The following is a 21,116-nucleotide window of genomic DNA, read 5'->3' as shown; positions in this document are numbered from 1 at the left end:
TACGACGGAGTGTAGTAGCTAAGCGGGGTCGGCGCCATGTTCGAGTACCTTGGCGGCTTTCCGGATTCCGAAGGCGGCGACGACTTCCAAGACGCCGATGACCACCAGCCAGGCACCGACCACCAGTGCCAACGTGATGATCGACGCGAACGGCGCCGCCAACACCACGATGCCGGCCAGCAGCGTGAGCACGCCGAGCACGATCGACCACACCCGCCCCGGCAGCGTCACGTCGCTGATCGCCGACACGGTCGTCGCGACCCCACGGAAGATGAATCCGATGCCGATCCAAATGGCCAGCAGCAGAACAGCATTGCCGAAGTGTCGAAATGCCAACACCGCCAAGATCAATGACGCCGCGCCGCTGACGAGCAACAAAATGCGGCTGCCCCCCGAAACCCGCAGGCTAAACGCGAACACCACCTGCGCGACGCCGGTGATCAGCAGATACGCCCCGAATGCGATCGCCGCGGCGAGCACCGAAATGCCCGGCCACGCGATCGCCACGACGCCGACGATCAGGGTCAGCGCTCCCGATGCGAGCGTGGATTTCCACAAGTGCGGCAACATGGTCGGAACTGCGGCGGGCTGCATAGCCACACTTTGGCATAACCCTGGGTATGGCGGGTAGGGACTTTAGACCGTGGCGCCGTGCGTTGTGCGCGGGGTCTCAACCGCCAGGTCGCCCTCGTCGCGGGGTGCCGGCCGACGGCCGGTCAGGTACCAGGTCCGCATCAAACCTTTGCCTTTGACCTCGATGCGGCCGCGCTCCTGCAGCACGAATTCGTCCTTCAGTCGTTCGTAGACATCCTCGGGGACTTGGATCTGTCCCACGGAATCGGTCGATTCCATGCGGGCCGCGACGTTGACGGCGTCGCCCCACACGTCGTAGAAGAAGCGCCGCGAGCCCACGACGCCCGCCACCACCGGGCCGGTCGCAAAGCCGATCCGCAGGGGCACCGACAGGCCGTGCGGGTCCTTGAGTTCGGCCGCCGTCGCGACCATGTCGAGGGCGAAATCCGCCAGGGCCTGCACATGGTGGGGCCGGGGCCGCGGAACCCCGCTGACCACCATGTAAGAGTCCCCGCTGACCTTGATCTTCTCCAGGCCGTGCCGATCGACCAGTTCGTCAAACGCGCCGTAGAGGCGGTCCAGGAACTTGACCAGGTCACACGGGGCGGTGGTGCTGGCGCGCTCGGTGAAGCCGACCATGTCGGCGAACAGCACCGAGGCTTCGTCGTATCGGTCGGCGATGACGTCGCGCTCGGGTTCTTTAAGCCGTTCGGCGACGCTGGTCGGCAACATGTTGACCAACAACGCCTCGGAGCGCTCGTACTCGGCTTCCATCCCGGCCTCGGCGCGCTGGGTGTCGCGCATCGCGTACCACACCGTCACTACCACCATCGCGCACGCCGACAGAGTGGTGATCACGAAGCTCATCGTCATCGCCCAGGGCGGTTCCAGACCGGTGGTGCGCGGGACGAGGAACTGCAGCATGATGACCAACGCCGCCCCGAGCGTCGCCAGCAGCGCCGCCAAACCGATGCGCTCGATGCCGAGCTGCAAGACCACCAGGCTGGCCGTGGTGATCAGGTAGTACTGCATTCCGCCGCCGGTGCCGACATGCCAGCAGGTCACCACGACGGCGGCATAGGCCGTGAAGATAAACGTAAGTGGCGCAACCAGTTCCCCGAACCGATGAAGCCACGGGACGCACGCGAAGATCATGCCGGTGCAGACGTTGACGACTTGGATGGGGTGGGCCCCGGGGCCCGACCAGAAGCCGAGGACGGCGAAGGTCAAACACACCAGCACGCCCATCAAGGCGTTGATGTTGAGCACCCGCACCCGTCGGGCGTTGCTGTCGGCGTAGTGCTGGCTGCGGGCGCGAGTTTCGACCCGCACCGCCGCTTTACAGTCCGGGCGGGTCGACCCGCCCGGCCGACTCGGTGGGGCGCCGCATTTCTTAGCCACCACGGTCAAAGCGTAACCGCAAAATCGGCATATACCCAGCGTGGCGGTCCGTTGGCTCGCTGCCGGGGTTCGCGGTCGGCTTCAACCCGGGCAACGACGTTGTCCGCCAATAATTCTGGCGGATGGCTACGAGGCTCCGTCGCTTTATTGACGCGTCTGCAAACTTCACCGGTGAATGCGTTGTCCGGCAGATGATCCCGTCAAATGAGCCACAGCGTGGCGCGCGCAGCCCGACTCCGGCGATGCGGCATCCGCCAAACCCGAGACACCGCCGCCACAGCGATGGTTAGGTGATGAGGACATTCGATCGGTTACCCGAAGCCGGGGGCGGAAGCCGGGTACTGATTCACCGGGCAACGGGAATCTGCAACGCAAGGAGTTGACATGGCGGTTCGGGGTCTTAGGGCGCTCAAGAAGATCATGCAGACAACATTTGATCCAGAGCTCGTGATTCCGGACGAAGCCAGGGTGACGGAATTCACCGGCGATAACAGCTTGTCACGCAAAGACCTTTCTCAACACCCGATTCCCGCTGATTCCCTGATTTGGAAGTATTGGGGCCGCCTTGATGTGATCTTTTTCGGCAGCGGGGTAGTGGGCACCATTGCGGGTGCCTGGCCGCAGATGGCGAAAGCGACCACGAATTCGGTTCTTTTTACCGGCGACAGTTCCTTCGGTGCACGCGCCAAGATATATAAAGTGCGACGGCAGCGATCCCGTGAATACATTTACGGCACGGTGTACGAAGCCGCCGACGATGCAAAGAAATACGGACTGAAGACGCGAAACATGCACAAATCCGTCAAGGGCGAACTGCGTGAAGGCACGTACCACGCGCTCAATGCGGAAACCTTCTATTTTGCGCATGTCACTTTCTTCTACCACTTATTGATAATAATCACCGAACAGCTGTATTTCGACGGGTCCATGCCCCGGGCGATGAAGGAGCAGATATTCGAGGAATCTAAGGAGTGGTACAGCATGTGGGGCGTGGACGATACTCCTCAGCCGGACACCTACGACGATTTCGAGCGGTATCTGGAAAACATCGAGCGTAATTACCTGGTGAACTCACAGGTAACGCAGGTCATGCTGGAACAATTTATGGATCCTCGCCCGGCGCCGCGATGGTGGCCGTCGGCCATGAAAAAATTTGTATGGCCCTGGGTGGCGGCGCGCCGGCAAATCGTTGTCAATAGTTTTCCGCCCCACGCGCGGGAGCTGTTCAATTTAGAGTGGACCCCCGAGGACGAGGAGTTGGCGCGTCGCTTTATGCGCATGTACCGACGGTTCTACGGAGTCGTCGAGCGTCTGGTGCCGCTGAAGTTTCTCTACTTGCCTGTTGCGGTGGAAGGCTTCGAGCGTGAAGGGGTCGATCCGCGCCGCATCACCTTGGAGTCGGCCCAGCGAGCACTCCGGGAAAACCGCGGCCGCCGCCTCGCCCCGGAAAGTCCACCAACGAATGAGCCCCACGGGGTGCTCGCTGCCGGGTAACCCGGTTGCGGTCTTCGGGCCGCGTCTCGGGCGGGCGGTTCGGAGTCCAGCGGTTTTGGCCTTCGATTGAGAGTGCCCTCGGTGAGATTCGAACTCACACTGGACGGGTTTTGAATCCGTTTCCTCTGCCAGTTGGGATACGAGGGCGTGTCCGGCCTACTACCTTAAACGAGCCTCCCACCATAGAGGATCCGTGTGGTGGTCAGTTCTCACAGGCCCCGACGTGGCTGGTCGCGACGATCCACGACAGAATATCGGTCATGACAGGCTCCACGACCGACACCAACGTCGATGTGCCGCGCCGGGTCCTGATCGCGGAAGACGAAGCGCTCATCCGACTCGACCTGGCCGAGATGCTCCGGGAGGAGGGGTACGAGATCGTCGGCGAGGCCGGCGACGGGCAAGAGGCCGTCGAGCTGGCCGAGCAGCATAAGCCCGATCTGGTGATCATGGATGTGAAGATGCCCCGCCGTGACGGCATCGACGCGGCTTCCGAGATCGCCAGCAAGCGCATCGCGCCGATCGTGGTGCTGACCGCGTTCAGCCAGCGCGATCTCGTCGAACGGGCCCGCGATGCCGGGGCGATGGCCTACCTGGTGAAGCCCTTCACGATCAGCGACCTCATTCCGGCCATCGAGTTGGCCGTCAGCCGGTTCGGTGAGATTCGTGCCCTCGAACACGAAGTGGCGACGCTGGGCGACCGGTTGGAGACCCGCAAGATCGTCGAGCGCGCCAAGGGGCTGTTGCAAGCCAAGCAGGGCATGACCGAGCCCGAGGCATTCAAGTGGATCCAGCGTGCGGCGATGGACCGCCGGACCACGATGAAACGCGTGGCCGAAGTCGTGTTGGAGACCTTGAGCGATCAACCCGACGAGGCCTCGGGCTGACGGCGTTGAGTGGGCGCTTACGGCGTTGCGTGTGCGCTTACGGCGTTGAGTGTGACCCGGTGGCGTTGAGTGTGACCCGGTGGCGTTGCGTGTGTGCTCCGGGTGCCGACACGCCGCGGCGCCCTGCCGTAGCCGCACACTCGACGCCGCGGATGCACACTCGACGCCAAGAGGCCCAGCGCCGCGGCTGCACACTCGACGCTACGGATGCACACTCGACGCCGAGAGGCCCAGCGCTACGGATGCACACTCGACGCCAAGAGGCCCAGCGCCGCGGCTGCCGAGTACGGCTAGCGGGCGACGATCACCGACGAGCCGTGGCCGAACAGCCCCTGGTTGGCGGTGACACCGACCGTGGCGTTCTCCACCTGGCGGCCAGTGGCCTGATCGCGCAGCTGCCAGGTCAGCTCGCAGACCTGCGCGATCGCCTGGGCGGGAATGGCCTCGCCGAAGCAGGCCAGCCCACCGGACGGGTTGACCGGGACCTTGCCGCCGATCGTGGTCGCGCCGCTGCGCAATAGCTGCTCGGCCTCACCCTTGGGGCACAGCCCCAAATGCTCATACCAGTCCAGTTCCAGCGCGGTGGACAGGTCGTAGACCTCGGCCAGGCTCACATCCTCGGGCCCAATGCCCGCCTCGGCGTAGGCGGCGTCCAGGATCTGGTCCTTGAACACCCGCTCCGGGGCGGCCACCACGGCAGTGGAATCCGTTGCGATGTCCGGCAATTCAGGCAGGTGCTGCGGGTACTGCGGGGTGACGGTGCTGACCGCGCGCACCGACGGCACACCCTCGAGGGAGCCCAGGTGCTTGCGGGCGAACTCGGCGCTGGCCACGATCAGCGCCGCGGCGCCATCCGAGGTCGCGCAGATGTCCAGCTGCCGCAACGGGTCGCTGACCACCGGGCTGGCCAGCACATCCTCGATCGAGGATTCCTTGCGGTAGCGGGCATTCGGGTTCTGCAGCCCGTGCTGGGAGTTTTTGACCTTCACGGCGGCGAAGTCCTCCGCCGTCGCGCCGTAGAGGTCCATCCGGCGCCGGGCCAGCAGCGCGAAGTACACCGGGTTCATCGCGCCGATCAGGTGGAATCGCTGCCAGTCGGGGTCACCTCTGCGTTCCCCGCCGACCGGCGCGAAGGCGCCCTTCGGGGTGGTGTCGGCACCGATCACCAGCGCGACGTCGCAAAAACCGGCCAGGATGTGGGCGCGGGCGCTCTGCAACGCCTGCGAACCGCTGGCGCAGGCGGCATAGCTGGAGCTGACCGGCACACCGTTCCACCCCAGCTTCTGAGCGAACGTCGAACCGGCGATGAAGCCGGGGTAGCCGTTGCGGATGGTGTCCGCCCCGGCGACCAGCTGAATCTGCCGCCAGTCCAGCCCGGCCTCAGCCAGGGCGGCCCGGGCGGCGACGACGCCGTATTCGGTGAAGTCGCGGCCCCACTTGCCCCATGGGTGCATGCCGGCACCCAGGATGTACAACGGCTCAGGACTCATGACGAGATCCTCCACGCGTGCACCGTCCGCTGCACCCCGCCATCGTCGGTGAACAGCGGCATGGTGGTTAGTTCCATCTCCATGCCGACCTTCAAGTCCGCGGCGAGCGCGCCCTCGACCACCTTGCCGAGCACGATGATCCCCTCGTCGGACAGCTCGACCGCCGCGATGGCGAACGGCTCGAACGGATCTGCCGCCGGATACGGGGCCGGGGGTGGGTACCGGTTTTCGGTGTAGCTCCACAGCTTTCCCCGGGTCGACAGCGGGACGGCCGCGAGGGTGTCGCTGGCGCAGGCCGGGTTGGGGCAGTTGTTCTCTCGCGGCGGGAAAACGTACGTGCCGCAGGCGGGACACTTGCTGCCGATCAGATGCGGATTTCCGGCGTCGTCGACGGCGAACCAGCCGTCGATCGCGGGTTCTGTACTGGTGACCTCTGGCACTCGGTCAGACTACCCAGCCTGGACACAAAACTGAAACGTGTTGCAGTTCTGATCCGCGGCCGGTCGGGGGCGGCCGGCCGTCACACCCGATGCCTAGAGTGAGAGCCGTGCCTGCCGCGACCGTCATTCCCAGCGAGCAACAGACCAAGCCGACACTGATGTTGCTGGACGGCAATTCGCTGGCCTTCCGCGCGTTCTACGCGCTGCCCGCGGAGAACTTCAAGACCCGCGGCGGCCTGACCACCAACGCGGTGTACGGCTTCACCGCCATGCTGATCAACCTGTTGCGCGACGAGACGCCGACGCATGTCGCCGCGGCGTTCGACGTGTCCCGCCAGACGTTCCGGCTCGAGCGTTACCCGGAGTACAAAGCCGGCCGGTCGGAAACCCCCGACGAGTTCCGCGGCCAGATCGACATCACCAAGGAAGTGCTTGTCGCGCTGGGCATCACGGTGCTCGCCGAGCCCGGGTTCGAAGCCGACGACCTGATTGCGACGCTGGCCACGCAGGCCGAACAGGAGGGCTATCGGGTGCTGGTGGTCACCGGCGACCGCGACGCGCTGCAGTTGGTCAGCGACGACGTCACGGTGCTCTACCCCCGCAAGGGCGTCAGCGAGCTCACCCGCTTCACCCCGGACGCGGTGGTCGAAAAGTACGGGTTGACTCCCGCGCAGTACCCCGACTTCGCCGCGCTGCGGGGCGATCCCAGCGACAACTTGCCCGGCATTCCCGGCGTGGGGGAGAAGACCGCGTCGAAGTGGATCATCGAATACGGATCGCTGCAGGGTCTGGTCGACAACGCCGACGCGGTGCGGGGCAAGGTAGGCGATGCGCTGCGGGCGCACCTGGCCAACGTCATCCGCAACCGGGAGCTCACCGAGCTGGTCAAGGACGTGCCGCTGGCGCAAACCCCGGACACGCTGCGGCTGCTGCCATGGGACCGTGACCAGATTCACCGCCTGTTCGACGACCTGGAGTTCCGGGTGCTGCGCGACCGGCTGTTCGAGACCCTGGCCGCCGTCGAGCCCGAGGTCGACGAGGGATTCGACGTGCGCGGCGGCGCGCTGGAGCCCGGCGAGCTGGCCGTCTGGCTGGCCGAGCACAGCTCGGGCAAGCGGTTCGGCCTGGCCGTCGTCGGCACCCACCTGGCCTACGACGCGGACGCCACCGCGCTGGCCATCGTCTCCGCCGACGGCGAGGGCCGCTACATCGACACCGCGACGCTGGCTCCCGAGGACGAGGCGGCGCTGGCGTCCTGGCTGGCCGACCCCGGTCCGCCCAAGGCGCTGCACGAAGCCAAGCTGGCGATGCACGATCTGGCCGGGCGGGGCTGGACGCTGAACGGCGTCACCTCCGACACCGCGCTGGCCGCCTACTTGGTGCGGCCGGGGCAACGCAGCTTCGCCCTCGACGATCTGTCGCTGCGCTACCTGCGCCGCGAATTGCGCGCTGAAACGCCTGAGCAGCAACAGCTTTCGTTGCTCGACGACTCCGAAGGCGTCGACGATCAGGCGGTGCAGACGCTGATCCTGCGGGCGGTGGCTGTGCTGGATCTCGCCGATGCGCTCGACGAGGAACTGGCGCGCATCAACTCCACCTCGCTGTTGGCGAACATGGAGTTGCCGGTGCAGCGGGTGCTGGCCGGGATGGAGCACACTGGCATCGCGGTGGACATGGAGCGACTGAGCGAGCTGCAGAGCGATTTCGCCCACCAGATCCGCGACGCGGCGGAGGCGGCGTACGGGGTGATCGGCAAGCAGATCAACCTGGGCTCGCCCAAACAGTTGCAGACCGTGCTGTTCGACGAGCTGGGCATGCCGAAGACCAAGCGCACCAAGACCGGCTACACCACCGACGCGGACGCCCTGCAGTCGCTATTCGACAAGACCGGTCATCCGTTCCTGCAGCACCTGCTCACCCACCGCGACGCCACCCGGCTCAAGGTCACCGTTGACGGGCTGCTCAACGCGGTGGCCTCCGACGGGCGCATCCACACCACGTTCAACCAGACCATCGCGGCGACCGGCCGGCTGTCCTCGACCGAGCCGAACCTGCAGAACATCCCGATCCGTACCGAGGCCGGCCGACGCATCCGCGACGCGTTCGTGGTCGGCTCGGGTGAGTCGGGGGCCTATGCCGAGCTGATGACGGCCGACTACAGCCAGATCGAGATGCGGATCATGGCACACCTGTCCAAGGACGAGGGCCTGATCGAGGCGTTCAACACCGGCGAGGACCTGCACTCGTTCGTGGCGTCGCGGGCGTTCGGGGTGCCGATCCTGGACGTCACCGCCGAGCTGCGCCGCCGGGTCAAGGCGATGTCCTACGGTCTGGCGTACGGGTTGAGCGCCTACGGGCTGTCCGCGCAGCTCAAGATCTCCACCGAAGAAGCCAAAGAGCAGATGGACGCCTACTTCGCCCGATTCGGCGGCATCCGCGACTACCTGCGCGATGTCGTGGAGCAGGCCCGCAAGGACGGCTACACCTCCACGGTGTTCGGCCGCCGGCGCTATCTCCCCGAGCTGGACAGCAGCAACCGCAACGTCCGCGAGGCCGCCGAACGCGCCGCGCTCAACGCACCCATTCAGGGCAGCGCCGCCGACATCATCAAGGTGGCCATGATCGAGGTGGACAAGGCGATCAAGGACGCCGGACTCAGATCGCGGATGTTGTTGCAGGTCCACGACGAATTGTTGTTCGAAATCGCCCCCGGTGAGCGCGAGCAGGTCGAGGCGCTGGCGCGCGAGAAGATGGGGTCCGCCTACCCGTTGGACGTCCCGCTGGAGGTTTCCGTCGGCTACGGGCACTCCTGGGACTCGGCAGCACACTAAGCCGCGCACTAGCGCGACCCGACGCCACCGCGACACCGACCGGGGCGGCTCACGCGTCCCCGTATTCGCACGGATGTAACGTCCGCGTCAGATACCCAGCGGTTATAAGAGCCCGAGTTTGGCCAGCGTGAGCCAAGTCGAGTAGCCTCAACACGTAAATCCCTGATTAATCCCTACGACCCAACCTGTCCGGAGCACCCCAACAATATGCCGAGTCCCACCGTCACCTCGCCCCAAGTAGCCGTCAACGACATTGGCTCCAGCGAGGACTTTCTCGCCGCAATCGACAAAACGATCAAATACTTCAACGATGGCGACATCGTCGAAGGCACGATCGTCAAAGTGGACCGGGACGAGGTGCTCCTCGATATCGGCTACAAGACCGAAGGGGTCATCCCCGCCCGCGAGCTCTCCATCAAGCACGATGTCGACCCCAACGAGGTCGTTTCCGTCGGCGATGAGGTCGAGGCCCTTGTTCTCACCAAGGAGGACAAAGAAGGCCGTCTGATCCTGTCCAAGAAGCGCGCCCAGTACGAGCGCGCCTGGGGCACCATCGAGGCACTCAAGGAGAAGGACGAGGCCGTCAAGGGCACCGTCATCGAGGTCGTCAAGGGCGGCCTGATCCTCGACATCGGGCTGCGCGGCTTCCTGCCCGCCTCGCTGGTCGAGATGCGCCGGGTCCGTGATCTGCAGCCCTACATCGGCAAGGAGATCGAGGCCAAGATCATCGAGCTGGACAAGAACCGCAACAACGTGGTGCTCTCGCGGCGCGCCTGGCTGGAGCAGACCCAGTCCGAGGTGCGCAGCGAGTTCCTCAACCAGCTGCAGAAGGGTACCATCCGCAAGGGCGTGGTCTCCTCGATCGTCAACTTCGGCGCGTTCGTCGACCTGGGCGGGGTGGACGGCCTGGTGCACGTCTCGGAGCTGTCCTGGAAGCACATCGACCACCCGTCCGAGGTGGTCCAGGTGGGCGACGAGGTCACCGTCGAGGTGCTCGACGTCGACATGGATCGCGAGCGGGTTTCGTTGTCGCTCAAAGCAACTCAGGAAGACCCGTGGCGCCACTTCGCCCGGACCCACGCGATCGGGCAGATCGTGCCCGGCAAGGTCACCAAGTTGGTGCCGTTCGGTGCGTTCGTCCGCGTCGAGGAGGGCATCGAGGGCCTGGTGCACATCTCGGAGCTGGCCGAGCGCCACGTCGAAGTGCCCGACCAGGTGGTCGCGGTCGGCGACGACGCGATGGTCAAGGTCATCGACATCGACCTGGAGCGCCGCCGAATCTCGTTGTCGCTCAAGCAGGCCAATGAGGACTACACCGAAGAGTTCGACCCGGCGAAGTACGGCATGGCCGACAGCTACGACGAGCAGGGCAACTACATCTTCCCCGAGGGCTTCGACGCCGAAACCAACGAGTGGATGGAAGGCTTCGACGCCCAGCGCCAGGAGTGGGAGGCCCGCTACGCCGAGGCCGAGCGCCGGCACAAGATGCACACCGCGCAGATGGAGAAGTTCGCCGCGGCCGAAGCGGCCGGGCACGGCGACGGCGAGCACGCGCCGGGTAACGGCGCGCCCGCGGAGAAGGCGGCAGGCGGTTCGCTGGCCAGCGACGCACAGCTGGCCGCGCTGCGGGAAAAGCTCGCCGGCAACGCCTAACGTCGGTCCGGGATGCTGCGCATCGGGTTGACCGGCGGCATCGGCGCCGGCAAATCCGCGCTGTCGGCCACGTTCGCGGAGTGCGGCGGGGTCATCGTCGACGGCGACGTCATCGCTCGAGAGGTCGTCCGACCGGGCACCGAGGGGTTGGCGTCGCTCGTCGAGGCGTTCGGCGAGGACATCCTGCTGCCCGACGGGTCGCTGGATCGTCCGACGTTGGCCGCCAGAGCGTTTCCCGATGACGCGGCACGCCAGAAGCTGAACGGGATCATCCATCCGCTGGTGGCTCGGCGGCGCGCGGAGATCATCGCGTCGGTGCCCGAGGACGCGGTGGTGGTCGAGGACATTCCGCTGCTGGTGGAATCCGGTATGGCACCGCTGTTTCCACTCGTGATCATCGTGTACGCCGATGTCGAGGTGCGGGTGCGGCGGCTCGTCGAGCTCCGCGGCATGCCGGAGGAAGACGCCCGGGCCAGGATCGCCGCCCAGGCCGACGACGATCAGCGGCGTGCCGTCGCCGATATCTGGATGGACAACTCGGGCAGCCAGGAGGAACTGGTCAAGCGCGCCCGCGAGGTGTGGAACGACCGGATCGTGCCGTTTGCACACAATCTGTCCGAGCGTCGAACCGCCCGCGCTGCGACGCGGGTGGTGGCAGCCGATCCGACCTGGCCGGACCAGGCCCGGCGCATCGTCGCCCGGCTGTCCACGGCGTGTGGCCATAACGCGTTGCGCGTCGACCACATTGGATCGACCGCGGTGCCGGAATTCGACGCCAAGGACGTCATCGACGTCCAGGTCACCGTCGAATCACTCGCGGTCGCCGACGAACTCGCCGGTGCCTTGCTGTCGGCAGGCTACCCGCACGTCGAACACATCGACCGGGATGAGGCGCATACCGAGGCCCGCAGCACCGTCGCCGATTACGACCACAACGACGATGCGGCGCTGTGGCGCAAGCGAATTCATGGTTCCGCTGACCCCGGCCGTCCGACCAACGTGCACATCCGGGTGAATGGCTGGCCCAACCAGCAGTTCGGGTTGCTGTTCGTGGACTGGCTGGCCGCCAACCCGCAGGAGCGGGCGGACTACCTGGCCGCCAAGAAGTCGGCCGAACAGCAGGCCGGAGGCGACACGGCCAGCTACGCGGAGGCGAAGGAGCCGTGGCTGGCCGGGGCCTACCGCCGCGCGTGGGGGTGGGCGGACTTCACCGGCTGGCGGCCGTAACCCGCGCGGTCAGTGCTGGCAGTGCGGGCACCACAACGACGTTCGGCCGCCCACCCGGTCATGGCGCAGCCGTGTCCCGCAGCGCGGGCAACTCGGGTCGGGGTCGTCACGCACCCGGGTCAACCAGTTGGGCAGTCCGGGCACCCGGCCATGCCGCACCGAGGTGCGCAACACTTGGGTCACCGCGGTGTGCAGCCGCTTCACGTCGTCGGCGCCGAGGTCGGCCACCGGATGCGTGGGCCGAAGCCTGGCCCGCCAAGCGATTTCGTCGGTGAGCAGATTTCCGAGACCGGCGATCACCGCCTGGTCCATCAGCGTCGGCTTCAGCCGGCCGGCCTTGCGGGGGCGGCCGGTGACAACCTCGCGAAATTCCCGCAGGCCCATACCCAACGCGTCGGGCCCCTGTCGCCCCAGGACGTCCGCAAGGTCGTCCTCGTCGTCGGCCAGCCACACCCCGCGCAGCTTGCGAAGATCGGCGTAGCGCAGTTCACCCTTGTCCAGCGAGACCACCAGTCGTTCATACTTTTCCGGCTCGGCACCGGTTTCGGCGTAGAACGGGTGCCCGGTCATGCCGCTGTGCACTACCAGCGTCGGGCCGTCGGTGGGCAGGATCAGCCACTTGCCGTGCCGGCGTGGGGACTTGAAGCGGTGCCCGGCGAGGCGGCGACCGAGCTCGGTGGCAGAGGTGTTGCGCAGGATCCCGGGGTCGTCGACCCGCACGTGCGCGATCTTGCGGCAGGGCAAAGTTTTCGCCAGTTCGCGCCGGAACCCCTCGACGTCGGGCAGCTCAGGCACGAAGCTTCGCCAACCGCTCGAGCGGACCGGTCAGCGAGCGGGCGTGCCGGTACAGGTCGGCCCACGGATCGCCTTGGGCGGCCAGGCGTTTGGGGACGTCGCGGAGGGTGAACCGGTCCGCGCGCAGCCCCCGGCTGTCGAGTTCGTCCCACTCCAGCGGGGTGGCCACCGGCGCACCATCGCGGGCCCGCACCGAGTACGGCGCGACCGCGGTCTGTGCGTAGGCGTTGCGCATGATGTCGAGGTAGACGCGGTCGCCGCGCTTGTCCTTGCGGGCCTGGACCGTGCGATGCGCGGGGTCGTCGGCGGCGACGACTTCGGCGACGTCACGGGCGAATTGACGCACGGTGTCGAAGTCGGTCTCCGGGCGTAGCGGCACCACCACGTGCAGTCCACGCGACCCGGTCGTCTGCACGTAGCGGGCCAAACCCAACTCGTCGAGCACGTCGGCCGCCGCGCGGGCGGCCGCCCGCACCACCGCGAAGTCGCCGCCGGTGGGATCGAAGTCGAACACCAGCCGGTCGGGATGGTGCAGCCGGTCTTGCCGAGACTGCCACACATGCAGGGTGATGCAGCTCTGGTTGGCCAGCCAGCGCAGCGCTTCGGGGCGGTCGACCAGCGGATGGACCAGCGTGCCGCCCTCCTTGTCGACCTTGACCCCGTTCATCCAATCCGGCAGTGCGTCGGCGAAATCCTGTTGCACGAATCCTTTTTCGCCGATACCGCGAGGAAATCGCTGCACGGTCAGCGCCCGGCCCCGCAAATGCGGCAGCATGGTCTCGGCGACATCGCCGTAGTAGTCGGCCAGGTGTTGCTTGGTGATCCCGTCCTTCGGGAACAGGACGCGATCCGGGTGGGTGATGTCGACCATGATGCGTGCCATCAGCGCGTCTCCCGTATCACCTCGGCGGGTTCCTTGTCGGTTCGCAGGCCCTGGTAGCGCGGATGGCGAAGCTTGCCGTCGCGGGTCCACTCGGTAAACCCGATCTGGACCACCATCTCCGGACGGACCCAGCGAGCGCCGTTCTCGCGCACCAGTCCTCGGCTAAACGGTGGTGTGTCCTGTTCGAGGGGACGGAGCCGCTGGTGCAGGCCGCGCAGGGTGGCCTCGTCGAAGCCGGTGCCGACCTTGCCGGCGTAGACCAGGTCTCGGTTTTTCTTGGGGCCGGCATAGTAGCCGATCAACAACGCGCCCAACTCGATTCGGCTGCCTTTCGGGCTGGTGTAGCCGCCGACGACGAACTCCTGGTCGCGCACGCATTTGAATTTCAGCCAATTCTTCGACCGGCCTCCCTCGTAGGGGGAGTCGGCCAGCTTGGCGATCACTCCTTCGTCCCCGCGTTTGCACGCGGCCTGGTAGGCGGCAAGGCCGTGGCCGACGCGGTGGGCAGTGTTACGCAACGGATCGTCGAAGCTGATGGCGGTGCGCAGCAGGCGCTTGCGCCACCGCAACGGCAACGCGGTCGTATCTTCGCCGTCGAGGTGCAGCAGGTCGAAAAGGTAGTAGTACACCGGGATTTGCGATGCCCGGGCCACCTCGGCGTCGGTGATGCCCAGCCGGCCCTGCAGCCGCGCGAAGCTGGTGCGGCGTCCCTGAAACGCCACGACCTCGCCGTCGACCACGAAGCGGGTGGTGCGCTGGGCGGCAAGCGCGTCGACCAGCTCCGGATAGGTTCCATTGAGTGGCTGGCGATTTCGCGATAACAGACGAATGTGATCGCCGTCACGAAACGCCAGGCAACGCATGCCGTCGAACTTGCGCTCGAAAATCCAGTTCGGGTCGTCGAACCGTTTGTCGGTCAGCGTGGCCAGCATCGGCGCCCGCCAATCCGGCACCGGCTCGGCGCGCAAGGCGGCGCGCACCGAGTCGGGCAGACCGGCGAGATCGGTCATGACGGGGCGGTCAGGTCGTCCAGCGTGCGGCCGGACAACACCGATTCGGGTTGACTCTTGACGGGTTTGCGTCGGGCGTCGGCGTCCGCGTCCTTGCGTTTGATCAGCAGCCAGGTCTCGTCCTTACCCTCACGAATCCGGGTGAGGGTAAATCCGCCCTGTAACTTGGCACCTTGCAGTCGGACCGAGAGGTGGCCGCGGCGCAGGCATTCGCGCATCTCGTGCTCGGTGGCGTTGACGTAGGCGCCGCGGTCCCAGACGATCACCGGGCCCGCGCCGTACTCGCCATCGGGAATGACCGCCTCGAATCCGGCGTAGGCCAGGGGATGATCCTCGGTGCGGCGCGCCATTCGTCGGTCCTTCGGATTCGTCGACGGTCCTCGGGGGACCGCCCAGGAGACGAGCACGCCGTCGATTTCCAGCCGGAAGTCGTAATGATCGCTGCGGGCGGCGTGGTGCTGGATGACGAAACACGGCGCGGTCGGGGTGCCGCGGCGTCTGCGCCGCAGCCGCCCGGGCGGTTCTGGGCTTTTCCCGGACCGTGGTCTGCGCCGGTATTCGCTCAAAGGCATGGCGGGAGAAATACCCCAGCACAGCCTGGGAAAACCGCGGGGCGGCATCGTCATCGGCCGCGCCAGGTGAGGTCGATGCCGTCGCCGGCCAGCCAGCGAGCCAAGTCATAGTCGTTGCCGGCCAGCCCCTCGAGCACGTGAACGGCTCGCCGGATCGCCTGCTCGGCCGTCTCGGGGCGCAGCAGGCCGAGCCGCACCGCATCGAGCAACTCGTCGACGTCGGCCAGGTGCGCGCCGGCGCCGGTACGCACCTCGATGTCCAGGTAGTGGTCCTCCGACGTCCACGCGTCCAGGCCCGGGCGGTAGTCACCGATGTCGAGGTAGTAGTCGTGGTCGCGTTCGTGGCCGGGGTTGAAGTGAAACACGGTGGCGCGCAAGCCCAATGACGGGAGCAGCCAGGATTCGAGGTAGTGGAACTGGGCTCGGCCGGGGGTGGGCCGGGCGACATAGAGGCCCCACGGGCGCACGGCATACTCGTCGACCGCCCGCACGATGCCCTTGGGATCGGTGTTGGTGCGGGCGAGCAGGTCGAACGTCTCGTGCTTGGGCGGATGGATGGCGTCACCTTACTCCGGCGGCGGCGGTCACCGGCGTAACCGGATCTTCCACCGCACGAAGCCCAGATACAGCACGGACAGGCCGGCCAGCATGCCCATGTCGAGCAGCCAGGTCTTCGTCGTGTGCTGCCAGAAGCGGTCCTGCGGCAGCAGCGTGTCGGGCACCAGGTGGCGCAGGTCGACCGTTGCCGCCGCCGCGGCGTAACCCCAGCGGGCGGGCGTGACGAACGACAGCTGGTCGAGTCCGAGCCGGCCCGTCACCGGGACCATGCCGCCGCACAGCACCAGCTGCGCCATCACTGCGACGACGAACAGCGGCATGATCTGCTCGCTGGAGCGGACCAGCGACGAGATGGCCAGGCCGAGGATGGCCGAGGCGACGCAGGTGGCTGCCACGGTGGCGAACAGTTCGACGGTGGCGGCCACCGTGCTGTGCCCCAGCAGCACACCGCCACGCGTCGGTGCGCTTTTGCCGAGCACTACGATCGCGGTGATGATCGCCGACTGCACGACCGCGAACCCGCAGAACACCGCCGTCTTGGCGAGTAGGTAGGCCGTCGTGGACAGCCCGACGGCCTGTTCGCGCTGGAAGATGGCGCGCTCACCGACCAGATCGCGGATCGTCAGCGCGGTGCCCATGAACGCCGCGGCCGGCATCAGCAGCGCCAGTATCTGTGCGGATTCGTCGGGGGTGCCGGCGTTGGCGCCGGGCAGGTGAAATCCGTACGACCCCGGGACCGTCAACGACAACGACCCCAGGATGAACGGCAGCACCGCCAGAAAGATGAAATAGGCCCGGTCGGCCACGACCAGCCGGATCTGTCGGCGCGCGATCGTCGAGACCTGACGCCGCACGCTGGTGTGCACCGGCTCACCGAGTTCTCCGGGCTCATCGTCGTTGGCCGGCAACGGTTTTTGCCGCCGCCGCTCGGCCTGCTTGCGTTCCACGAAGCGCCGGTTGGCTTCGTCGGGATCGGCGCCCACCTTGGTGAAGATCTTGGCCCAGTTGGTGGTGCCCATCGCCGCGCCGATCTGGTCCGGCGGGCCGCAGTAGGCCGTCTTACCGCCCGGGGCCACCAGCAGCAGCTGGTCGCACAGGTCGAGATACGACAGCATGTGCGTCACGACGACCACCACCCGGCCGGCGTCGGCCAGCTGGCGCAACATCGTCATCACCTGGTGATCCAGCGCCGGATCAAGCCCGGACGTCGGCTCGTCGAGGATCAGCAGCGACGGCCCGGTGAGCAGCTCCAGAGCGACCGAGGCCCGTTTGCGCTGCCCGCCGGAGAGCTTGTCGACGCGGGTGTCGGCGTGCTTGGTCAGCTCGAGTTCCGCCAGCACCTGGGCGACCACCTTGGCCCGGTCGGCCTTGCTGGTGTCGGGGGGCAGCCGCAGCTCGGCGGCATAGCTGAGCGCCTGGGTGACGGTGAGCTGCCGGTGCACGACGTCGTCCTGCGGGACCATGCCGATCCGGCTGCGCAGCGAGGCGTACTCGGCGTGAATGTCGTGGCCCGCGAAGGTCACCGTCCCGGAGCTGGGGCTGGTGTAGCCGGCGATCAACCGGGCCAGCGTGCTCTTGCCCGCGCCGGATCCCCCGATGACGGCGGTCAGCGTGCCCGGGCGGGCGGTCAGCGAGATGTTGTCCAGCAGTTGTTTGCCGTTGTCGACGACGTACTTGACGTCGCGGACCTGCAGGCCGCCGGTGCGGGTCGCGGTCTCGCCAAGTGTCAACAGGGTGCCGTCGCGCACGACTAGGTCGACGTTGCCGATGGTCACCACGTCGTCGTCGCTCAGGATCGCCGATCCGACCCGGGTGCCGTTGACGAACGTTCCGTTGATGCTGTTGTCCCGGATCTCCAGACCCAGCGGGGTGGGAATCAGCGCCGCGTGCTGACGGGAGGCCAGGACGTCGGGCACGACGATGTCGTTCTCCGGGGCGCGCCCGATCGTCATCGCGCCCGCCGTCCCTGCGGCCGACGACGACCGCGGTGAGAGCAACTTCACAAACCGCGTCGCCAAATTCGACACGTCGGCGGTCTTGGCGTCGATCACGGTGGACTCGGCGGGCGGTGTCGCGTCCCGGGCTGCGTGGACGACGGTGAGTTCCTCGGGTGGTGTCGCGCGCCGCGGGGGCATGTCGGGATGCCTTGACGGGCTGGGCATTCGGGGCTGTTGACGCCCGGGGGGCGTGCGAGGCGCCGCGTTTTGCCGCGGCGGCGGGGGCACGGGCTGCGAGGTTGTCGTCGGCGGGTCGGGCAGCGCGGACCAGGCGATCGTGGGTGGGCCGGATTGCGGCGTGGGTCGTCCCTGCGCTGGGCGGTTGGCCCGGGCCTGCTGCGGGCCGATGGCGAAGGTCAGCTGCGGTCCCTGGGGATTGCCGACGTGAATGCTCTGGCCGTCGTGAATGTCGACGACCGGCATCCGGTAGCCGTTGACGTAGGTTCCGTTCAGCGAGCCGTTGTCGATGGCCAGCCAGCGGCCCCGATCGAAGCGCACGACCAGGTGGGCGCGGGATATCCGCGGATCGGCAATGTGCAGATCGGCATGCCGATCGCGCCCGACGATCACTTCTCGACCGGCGGCGAATGTTCTCTGAGACCCGTCGTGCCGAATTGTCAGGACAGGTGGGGCGGGTCGACTCACCACTCAAGTATCGGTGCGCCGGGACAGTGCTCCCCATTGGATTCGCCTGTGACTTAGCTTTGTTTCCGTTCGACGGCTCATAGCTGGTTCATAGCGTTGAACGGCCTTTCGCCCATCCGCGTCGGGCAGGATGCGTGACGGGGAGCTGTGCCGACGTGCGCACGAATGCCGACACACGAGGGGGCCATCACACATGGACGAGCTGAAGCGCCCGACCTGGCGCCTAGGCCGCGGCCGGCGGTTGCTGACCAACCCGCGACTGGCGCGCGAGGCGCTGCGTGCGGGATTTCATCCACGTTCCTCGGTGACCGTCGCGAACTTGTTTCGCCTTGTCCCTCCGGTCAACTCAACGCCGAACCCCGCACCCGCCGCTGATCAGGTCAGCGAATCGCACCCGGCGATGACCAACGGCGCATCCTTCGCGGGCTACACCATCCTGCGGCCACTGGGCGCGGGCGGGATGGCCGAGGTCTATCTGGCGTTGCATCCGCGGCTGCCGCGCCGCGACGTGATCAAAGTCCTCGCCGAGCCCGTCACCGCCGACGGCGAGTTCCGCGAAAGGTTCAACAGGGAGGCCGATCTCGCCGCCACGCTGTGGCACCCGCACATCGTCGGCGTGCACGATCGCGGCGAATTCGACGGTCGGCTGTGGATCTCGATGGACTACGTCGAGGGCACCGACGCGTCCCGGCTGGTGAAAGAGCGCTACCACGAAGGGATGCCGGTCGGCGAGGTGTGTGCGATTCTCCAAGCCGTCGCGGGCGCACTCGATTACGCGCACGATCGCGGGTTGCTGCACCGCGACGTCAAACCCGCCAACATTCTGCTCACCCATCCCGGTGCTGACGATCAGCGAATCTTGTTGGCGGACTTCGGTGTAGCGCGACACCTGGGCAATATCAGCGGGATCACCGAGACCAATGTCGCGGTCGGAACGGTCGCCTACGCGGCGCCCGAGCAGTTGACCGGATCCAACATCGACGGCCGCGCGGACCAATACGCGTTGGCGGCCACGGCATTTCATCTGCTCACGGGCGCCCCGCCGTTCCAGCACGCCAACCCGATCGCGGTGATCGGCCAGCATCTCCACGAGGATCCGCCGCGGCTCAGCGACTACCGTCCGGAGTTGGCGTATCTGGACGACGTGTTCGCCAAAGCCCTTGCCAAGCAAGCCGCCGAGCGCTTCGAGCGTTGTCGCCTATTCGCCGCCGCCGTCAGCGAGCAGGTCGACGCCGTCGCCGAAGACTCTGCGACCACGCCGCACCGGCGACGTTTGATTCCGGCGGCGTACCGCAGGTCCTCATCGCGGGTCCGCTGGTCGGCCGCGCTGGTCTGCGCGGTGTTGATCGCCGTCGCGGCGACGTGGTCGACGCTGTACTCCTTTGAGCCGGCAAGTCCGCAACCCAAGCCAGCGTTGGCGTCACGGCCGTCGGCGCCCGTCGCCAGCGCCGCCCCGCGGCCCGGTGGACCGGTGTTGGGCGGCACCTATCAATTGAGCTACGACCAGACCAAGCGGACGACCAACGGCATCCCGATCCGCCACGACGGCTCGGACACGGGCTGGTGGGCATTTCGCTCGGCATGCACCACGAACGGATGCGCGGCCACCGGCACCAAGCTGGACGACACCAACCACCAGGTGGCCAGCACCGCCGACGGCGGCGAGACGGACACCTTGCGTTATGTCGGCGGCTATTGGCAGGGGGGGCCACAGCAGGAGCGGGTCGGCTGCCGACAGCCCAACGGGCAACTCGGGGCGACCCAACAGGAAACCCTCTCCTGGTCGTTGGCGCCCCAGCCCGACGGGACGCTGCGGGGCACCGAAACCGAGACGGTGCTCAGCAACGAGTGCGGCGCGCAGGGCGCCGTGGTGCGGGTGCCGGTGGTGGCCACCCGGGTCGGTGACGCGCCGGCGGGGGTGACGCTGGCCGACCCCAACCAGGTGATCAGCACCTCGACCGCACCGGCGCACCCGGCGCCAGCCGTGCTCGGCGGGTTGTGCACCGACGTCGACAAGCTCGCCTACGACCCGACCAGTAACCAGCAGGTCGTGTGCGAGGGCAACACCTGGGACAAGGCGCCGATCGCGGCCGGAGTGCACACCGCGGGCAGCTCGTGCGACCTGCCCGACGTCCCGGTGTTCGCGATGTCCACCTCGAACGACGGCTATCTGCTGCAATGCGACCCGGTCACCCGGATGTGGACCCGGCACTGAGTGAGCGTCGGGCTGAGGTTGCGTCCACCAAGGTGGTGTACGAGTCGGACCTGATTCTGGTGACCGGCGTGTCGTAGCCGAGTGGATGAAGGTCATCGCGTGATTCTTCGAGAGACCGTCCAAAGTTTCTCGAGCAAAGGAATCGACGCGATGACCACTGCCCACAATATCGACCTGCCTGCTGTGCTGGCCGAACGACTCACCACCTGCCACCCCGACGTGCTGCGGGAGATGCTAGCTGTTGCGGGTCATGAGGTTGTAGACGCCGACACGGGTTGAGGTGTTCGGGGGACGGGTTCTTCGGCGGCAGGATGAGAAATCGCCAAACCCCTCGTCCTGACTACCGAAGGAACCCGTCCGTGACCCACGGTAATGCCCCGTTGTCCGTTGAAGGCCGTCGTCGACTCGTGGCCCGTTGCGCTGATCGTCCGATCGCTCACGTGGC

Annotated in this window: 17 protein-coding genes and 1 tRNA gene; 7 read left to right on the top strand and 11 right to left on the bottom strand. The window is 66.8% G+C overall.

Annotated elements, in window-relative coordinates; translation table 11 throughout:
* Positions 1–18: 18 nt before the first annotated feature.
* Positions 19–594, bottom strand: a complete 576-nt coding sequence (locus AWC25_RS20050; RefSeq protein WP_372513468.1) for an HdeD family acid-resistance protein — start codon at positions 592–594, stop codon at positions 19–21.
* A gap of 42 nt (positions 595–636) precedes the next feature.
* On the bottom strand, positions 637–1,977 hold the full coding sequence (locus AWC25_RS20045; RefSeq protein ID WP_069399464.1) for an adenylate/guanylate cyclase domain-containing protein: 1,341 nt from the start codon (positions 1,975–1,977) through the stop codon (positions 637–639).
* Between the two features lie 381 nt (positions 1,978–2,358).
* On the opposite strand from AWC25_RS20045, the gene AWC25_RS20040 reads away from it, so the two are divergent.
* The gene (locus AWC25_RS20040; protein ID WP_085167338.1) at positions 2,359–3,468 is read left to right on the top strand and encodes an oxygenase MpaB family protein; all 1,110 of its coding nucleotides are present in this window, start codon (positions 2,359–2,361) and stop codon (positions 3,466–3,468) included.
* A gap of 73 nt (positions 3,469–3,541) precedes the next feature.
* Here AWC25_RS20040 and AWC25_RS20035 read toward each other — a convergent pair.
* Positions 3,542–3,615, bottom strand: a tRNA-Leu gene (locus AWC25_RS20035).
* 113 nt (positions 3,616–3,728) lie between these two features.
* On the opposite strand from AWC25_RS20035, the gene AWC25_RS20030 reads away from it, so the two are divergent.
* On the top strand, positions 3,729–4,355 hold the full coding sequence (locus tag AWC25_RS20030; protein ID WP_069399462.1) for an ANTAR domain-containing response regulator: 627 nt from the start codon (positions 3,729–3,731) through the stop codon (positions 4,353–4,355).
* A gap of 290 nt (positions 4,356–4,645) precedes the next feature.
* Here AWC25_RS20030 and AWC25_RS20025 read toward each other — a convergent pair whose 3' ends face one another.
* Positions 4,646–5,845: a lipid-transfer protein gene (locus tag AWC25_RS20025; protein WP_069399541.1), complete on the bottom strand. Its 1,200-nt coding sequence runs from the start codon at positions 5,843–5,845 to the stop codon at positions 4,646–4,648.
* Entirely contained in the window at positions 5,842–6,285 is a 444-nt protein-coding gene (locus AWC25_RS20020) for a Zn-ribbon domain-containing OB-fold protein (protein WP_085167337.1), read from the bottom strand. Before AWC25_RS20020 ends, AWC25_RS20025 begins: the two co-directional genes overlap by 4 nt.
* An 89-nt stretch (positions 6,286–6,374) precedes the next feature.
* Between AWC25_RS20020 and polA the strand changes: the two genes are divergently transcribed.
* From polA to coaE, 3 genes are all read left to right on the top strand, one after another.
* A complete protein-coding gene (gene polA / locus AWC25_RS20015) occupies positions 6,375–9,116 on the top strand; it encodes a DNA polymerase I (RefSeq protein WP_069399460.1) in 2,742 nt (913 codons plus the stop codon).
* 207 nt (positions 9,117–9,323) lie between these two features.
* Entirely contained in the window at positions 9,324–10,769 is a 1,446-nt protein-coding gene (rpsA, locus tag AWC25_RS20010) for a 30S ribosomal protein S1 (protein WP_069399459.1), read from the top strand.
* A 12-nt stretch (positions 10,770–10,781) separates the two neighbouring features.
* Positions 10,782–11,996 (top strand): dephospho-CoA kinase, encoded by a 1,215-nt coding sequence (gene coaE, locus AWC25_RS20005; protein ID WP_069399458.1) that lies wholly within the window; start codon positions 10,782–10,784, stop codon positions 11,994–11,996.
* A gap of 9 nt (positions 11,997–12,005) precedes the next feature.
* Here coaE and AWC25_RS20000 read toward each other — a convergent pair whose 3' ends face one another.
* The 6 genes from AWC25_RS20000 to AWC25_RS19975 all read right to left on the bottom strand — a co-directional run bounded on the left by AWC25_RS20000 (position 12,006) and on the right by AWC25_RS19975 (position 18,456).
* Positions 12,006–12,791: an Fpg/Nei family DNA glycosylase gene (locus AWC25_RS20000; protein WP_069399457.1), complete on the bottom strand. Its 786-nt coding sequence runs from the start codon at positions 12,789–12,791 to the stop codon at positions 12,006–12,008.
* Entirely contained in the window at positions 12,784–13,674 is an 891-nt protein-coding gene (ligD, locus tag AWC25_RS19995; RefSeq protein WP_069399456.1) for a non-homologous end-joining DNA ligase, read from the bottom strand. Before ligD (AWC25_RS19995) ends, AWC25_RS20000 begins: the two co-directional genes overlap by 8 nt.
* Positions 13,674–14,684 carry a non-homologous end-joining DNA ligase gene (gene ligD / locus AWC25_RS19990; protein ID WP_085167336.1) on the bottom strand — a complete coding sequence of 337 codons (1,011 nt, stop codon included), beginning with the start codon at positions 14,682–14,684 and terminating at the stop codon, positions 13,674–13,676. Before ligD (AWC25_RS19990) ends, ligD (AWC25_RS19995) begins: the two co-directional genes overlap by 1 nt.
* Positions 14,681–15,256, bottom strand: a complete 576-nt coding sequence (locus AWC25_RS19985; protein WP_085167424.1) for a DNA polymerase ligase N-terminal domain-containing protein — start codon at positions 15,254–15,256, stop codon at positions 14,681–14,683. The genes ligD (AWC25_RS19990) and AWC25_RS19985 overlap by 4 nt, the downstream gene beginning before the upstream one ends.
* A gap of 50 nt (positions 15,257–15,306) precedes the next feature.
* On the bottom strand, positions 15,307–15,747 hold the full coding sequence (locus AWC25_RS19980; RefSeq protein WP_069399454.1) for a ribonuclease FAU-1 family protein: 441 nt from the start codon (positions 15,745–15,747) through the stop codon (positions 15,307–15,309).
* 93 nt (positions 15,748–15,840) lie between these two features.
* Positions 15,841–18,456 carry an ATP-binding cassette domain-containing protein gene (locus AWC25_RS19975; RefSeq protein ID WP_085167335.1) on the bottom strand — a complete coding sequence of 872 codons (2,616 nt, stop codon included), beginning with the start codon at positions 18,454–18,456 and terminating at the stop codon, positions 15,841–15,843.
* Positions 18,457–18,649: 193 nt separating this feature from the next.
* On the opposite strand from AWC25_RS19975, the gene AWC25_RS19970 reads away from it, so the two are divergent.
* Together AWC25_RS19970 and AWC25_RS27725 are read left to right on the top strand one after the other, a co-directional pair.
* On the top strand, positions 18,650–20,671 hold the full coding sequence (locus AWC25_RS19970) for a serine/threonine-protein kinase (protein WP_085167334.1): 2,022 nt from the start codon (positions 18,650–18,652) through the stop codon (positions 20,669–20,671).
* A gap of 150 nt (positions 20,672–20,821) precedes the next feature.
* Positions 20,822–20,950, top strand: a complete 129-nt coding sequence (locus AWC25_RS27725) for a hypothetical protein (protein WP_280523413.1) — start codon at positions 20,822–20,824, stop codon at positions 20,948–20,950.
* The last annotated feature ends 166 nt before the right edge of the window (positions 20,951–21,116 follow it).

It is taken from the genome of Mycobacterium sherrisii (assembly GCF_002102355.1).
In the GTDB taxonomy this organism is placed as follows: domain Bacteria; phylum Actinomycetota; class Actinomycetes; order Mycobacteriales; family Mycobacteriaceae; genus Mycobacterium; species Mycobacterium sherrisii.
This window is presented reverse-complemented; position numbering and strand designations above follow the sequence as displayed.

What these genes read in the sequence shown, in the direction of transcription:
- AWC25_RS20050 (WP_372513468.1), bottom strand. Translation starts at nt 594, where the DNA reads ATGCAGCCCGCCGCAGTTCCGACCATGTTGCCGCACTTGTGGAAATCC.
- AWC25_RS20040 (WP_085167338.1), top strand. Translation starts at nt 2,359, where the DNA reads ATGGCGGTTCGGGGTCTTAGGGCGCTCAAGAAGATCATGCAGACAACA.
- AWC25_RS20030 (WP_069399462.1), top strand. Translation starts at nt 3,729, where the DNA reads ATGACAGGCTCCACGACCGACACCAACGTCGATGTGCCGCGCCGGGTC.
- AWC25_RS20025 (WP_069399541.1), bottom strand. Translation starts at nt 5,845, where the DNA reads ATGAGTCCTGAGCCGTTGTACATCCTGGGTGCCGGCATGCACCCATGG.
- polA (WP_069399460.1), top strand. Translation starts at nt 6,375, where the DNA reads ATGCCTAGAGTGAGAGCCGTGCCTGCCGCGACCGTCATTCCCAGCGAG.
- rpsA (WP_069399459.1), top strand. Translation starts at nt 9,324, where the DNA reads ATGCCGAGTCCCACCGTCACCTCGCCCCAAGTAGCCGTCAACGACATT.
- coaE (WP_069399458.1), top strand. Translation starts at nt 10,782, where the DNA reads ATGCTGCGCATCGGGTTGACCGGCGGCATCGGCGCCGGCAAATCCGCG.
- ligD (WP_069399456.1), bottom strand. Translation starts at nt 13,674, where the DNA reads ATGGCACGCATCATGGTCGACATCACCCACCCGGATCGCGTCCTGTTC.
- ligD (WP_085167336.1), bottom strand. Translation starts at nt 14,684, where the DNA reads ATGACCGATCTCGCCGGTCTGCCCGACTCGGTGCGCGCCGCCTTGCGC.
- AWC25_RS19985 (WP_085167424.1), bottom strand. Translation starts at nt 15,256, where the DNA reads ATGCCTTTGAGCGAATACCGGCGCAGACCACGGTCCGGGAAAAGCCCA.
- AWC25_RS19970 (WP_085167334.1), top strand. Translation starts at nt 18,650, where the DNA reads ATGGACGAGCTGAAGCGCCCGACCTGGCGCCTAGGCCGCGGCCGGCGG.
- AWC25_RS27725 (WP_280523413.1), top strand. Translation starts at nt 20,822, where the DNA reads ATGACCACTGCCCACAATATCGACCTGCCTGCTGTGCTGGCCGAACGA.